We start from the raw sequence: 4115 nt of genomic DNA, 5'->3' as shown, positions 1-4115 counted from the left end.
GCTGATTCGTCTTAACTTTAACACTCCTGTTACAGCTCCAGTGCTGCAAAGCCCGACCGACAACTCATCCGCAAGCAGACAGCCTTCACTGCAATGGAACGCGGCAGACGATCCTGATGGTGATTCGATTTACTATAAAGTCTGGTATGGGACTTCCATGCAGCAGCTCATCCATTCTCTTTCTGCCGGGAGCAGCACAACCGTACAATTCGGCTCCTCTCTTGACGGCAATACGAAATACTACTGGCTTGTAAAAGCCTACTCTTATGAAATGCCCGGTGACAGCATCGCAAGCGAAACGTGGAGTTTTGCAACGGCTAATACTCCTCCTGCTGCAAATAATCAGACACAATCAGTTGTTGAAGACGGCACGTTGAATATAGTGCTGACGGCAACCGATCCGGACCCGCAAACGAGTTTTACATGGACAATTATTTCGCAGCCTGCACATGGCACACTTTCAGGAAGTGGAGCATCGTACACCTATCAGCCGACACAGAATTATAATGGACAGGATTCATTTGAATTCAGGGTATATGACGGCAATGATTCCGCTGACGGCGCCGTCTCGATCACCGTTACTCCTCAGAATGATCCACCGGAATGGGACCAGGCATCACTGAGTATAACCATCAAGGAAGGAATTACGCATACACTTGACCTGAACAGCATCTGCAGTGATATCGATGGCGATGCTTTGACATATTCAAAGATAAGCGGTGACGGAACAGTATCAAATGCAATATGGCAATATACTCCCGGATGGTCTGACGCCGGCATTGCTCATTCGTGCGTGATACGAGCGAATGACAACAACGGTGGTACAACAGACATTGCTGTTTCCATTACGGTGACCGATTCGACCTGTGATTTGACTGTCCAGATATTATCAACAGGCTCAGGAACTGGAAATGTATCATTAAACCCGGCTGGTGGCACGTATGATCCCGGAACTCAGGTGACAGTAACAACAAATACGATAAACAATTCCATTTTTACAGGTTGGTTGAATGCAGGAAATGTAATTAGCAAAGAAAACAGCATTACAATCACACTTTTAAGCGACTCTTCAATACAAGCCCGTTTCTTGCTTCCGACAAATATGAGTTTTATTGCTGCGGCAGGCGATAATTTTACCATGGGCGAATTCAATGTTGCCGGACCGGAGCATACTGTAAATTTCACGTATAGCTGGTGGATTGATTCTTTTGAAGTTGTACAGGGAGAATACGATTCATTAATGTCGGAATATTATCCTGGATACACAAAGCCAGCATGGGGCCTTGATCCTTCCAATAATGAAAATTTAGGTGAAGGCCCATTATATCCTGTCTATTATGTAAGTTGGTATGATGCCGTATTGTTTTGTAACGCACGAAGTCTTAGAGATGGCCTGGATAGTGTTTATTCATATGAATCAATTAGTAATATTCCGGGAAATGGTTGCACTTTACACAATTTGGCAATAGATTATAATAAAACCGGCTACAGGTTGCCCACAGAAGCAGAATGGGAATATGCAGGCAGGGGTGGAATGCAGTATGAATATCCTTCAAGTGACGGCACAATTGGAGAAACATTTGGCGAATGGCCTGGAAACATAATGTTCTGGTGGGGTGCTTCTATTGAAGTCGGTAATTATGCTCCAAATCCATTTGGTATGTTTGATATGATCGGAAATGTTTCCGAATGGGTAAATGACTGGCATGATCCAGAACCCGCAGGATGCGGCGGCCCAATGGCATACCCTTGCGTTCCTTCAAGAACTGATCCTATTGGGCCATCATCCGGAACAGCCAAAATTGTTAGGGGCGGACATTGGTCTTCCTCAGAGGAGCAAAATAAATCTGCCGCACGAATGAATTATTTCGGACCTTCCAACACACATAAAAGATATGGCTTCCGGGTTGCTCTTCCAATAAAATGATCCATGGCTTTCATCAAGCGACAACGGATTGTGAATAAACAGCAATGCGCGAAAATCCCCCTGCCAAAACAGTAATCGCCAGACCCGGCCGGAAAATAGCCGGCAAAACCGGCCAACAATTAACAATAATTATCCCCGCCGACCTCGCATTAGTTGATTCCCATGCCCACATCGAAAACGGCGCCTGCGTCCCCCTTCCGCTCCTCTGGAACCAGATGCCCTTAAAAGGTCTCCGCATGAAACGAAAAGGAATCGATTTCTTAGCGAATGTTTTCAAGCATTCAGCAGGCAGGGTACAGGAAAGGTCCACCGCCGAAATCGGCAACAGAGCGGTCACCGAAATCGATTCAGCGTTCGGCCCCAAAAGCGATATCGGCAACTCAGAGATTTACAAATACGCCGACCTGTTCACGTTTTTAGTTATTCAAATGATGGACATGGAATATGACGGAGCAGATCAACAATCCGCAATTGGCGAAGACATCCCCAAAGAGACACAAGAACGTCTTTTTACCCCCGAAGGTTATTTCTGGACAAATTATGTCCATCCAAGAGTATGGAGAGATGTACTCAATAATTTCCCGAATCTCAAGCTTTGCCTGGCCCATTTCGGCGGTGATGAATGGAAAAGGGGACTGGACAGCGACTGGATTACTGAAATAATATCTTTGACTGAAGAATTTCCCAACGTATATACCGATTTTTCCTGCTGGGACCTCGATGACTGGAAAGAAACATTCAAGAGCGTTCTTCTTAACAAACAGTATTCACATTTAAAAGAGAAAATCCTTTTCGGTACCGACTGGTATATGACGCTGATAGCACTGAGGGGAAAAACTACAAAAAATACTGCAACGAGTTCTGGAAGTTTTTTCAGGACATCCCTGAGTGGAAAGATTTGTGGCAACGATTTACCTTTGTTAATCCGTTTACTTTTTATGGAATTTATGAGAAGAAAGATGGATCAAAGAATGACAAGCTGTATAATATGGCGTCAGCATTAAAAAAGCAAAAATGTAAGAAGAGCAAGCTTGATGAAAACATCGAGAGCTTGCGACGAGTACAAACCTTTTTCGATAAATTAAAGAAAAATGAAGGCAATAAATAATGCGGTTAATGATTCTTACATCCGTTCTTTTAGCTCTGGTATTTAGTTGTTCATGGAATACATTACGCAAACAGGAGATCGATAATATGAAAGCCGAGTATGCAATCCAATACGGCAAGCAGCCGGATTTATGGCCAATCATTATAGGAATGAAAGATCCTGATACGGATATCTTTTCGGTTCCGGTGGAGAATGCGGTAGGAACAAATAGTATTCACAATGCCATTACCCTGATAAAATTTAATAATGATCAAGTTATTTATGATGAAGTCAGAAGAAATTTTATTGACGGCGTCGGCTCAGGAAATAAATATTATGCCGGGATTTTTTCAGATCAATGGATCGGCTATGCACAAACACGGGGCTTCTTATTATTTAATCTTGCCACTAAATCTTTTGCTGATCACATACCATTACAATCGGGTGATGAATATTTTACCGGCGTTTCGGCTTTTGATGCAAAAAAATTTCAATTCATTTTTCAGGTACGCAATGACTGTTATCTTGACAGCAAAAGATTTTTAAGGCTTTTAGAATTCGACACTCAAGGCAATTTCAAACAATTGGCAAATTTTGAAGCCGGTCTCCACAAAGTCGGCTACTTAGAACCCTGGGCAATCCGGAACAAAACCATATTCATCTATAACAACGACAGCATAAGCATTACTGCCTACGATATGAATTTTAATCCCGTTAAACATCCATTCTGCGACCTCTTCAATAGTATCGAAAATTTCAGATGTCTCGACCAATTGACCTTGCACCCATCCCTCCCACTTGCCGTTCTTGTTGAAATGGACAGAGAAGCGAGAACAGACTACAAAGTCTACCTTGTCAACTGGCAACACCCCGATCCTGAAAAGCGTATCATCGAGTTACTCCGCCAGGAGATCTCCCCTTTTTCCGAATGGGCGAAGATTCGGAGTTTGTATGTTTCAGATTTCCAGTTTTCCCCGGATGGATCCTGGCTTGTTTTCAGGGATGAATCCGAAGAAGTTATTCAGCGGGCGCCGAACCCCACATTTATCGCCATGCCGGTTGACGGCGATTATTCGGTTCCTCTGGGCAAGCCGAAGGTGC

Annotated in this window: 3 protein-coding genes; all 3 read left to right on the top strand. The window is 43.6% G+C overall.

The window, feature by feature from the left end; genetic code table 11:
• The coding region (locus tag GF401_10715; GenBank protein ID MBD3345523.1) for an SUMF1/EgtB/PvdO family nonheme iron enzyme at positions 1–1927 on the top strand (1927 nt) is incomplete at its 5' end.
• A 44-nt stretch (positions 1928–1971) separates the two neighbouring features.
• Positions 1972–2931 (top strand): amidohydrolase family protein, encoded by a 960-nt coding sequence (locus GF401_10710; protein MBD3345522.1) that lies wholly within the window; start codon positions 1972–1974, stop codon positions 2929–2931.
• A 190-nt stretch (positions 2932–3121) separates the two neighbouring features.
• Positions 3122–4115 (top strand): hypothetical protein (locus GF401_10705; GenBank protein ID MBD3345521.1); only part of this gene is annotated, 994 nt, incomplete at its 3' end.

The sequence above is a fragment of the Chitinivibrionales bacterium genome (assembly GCA_014728215.1).
Classification (GTDB): domain Bacteria; phylum Fibrobacterota; class Chitinivibrionia; order Chitinivibrionales; family WJKA01; genus WJKA01.
The sequence above is the reverse complement of the archived record's forward strand: the minus strand, read 5'-3'. Positions and strand labels throughout refer to the sequence as shown.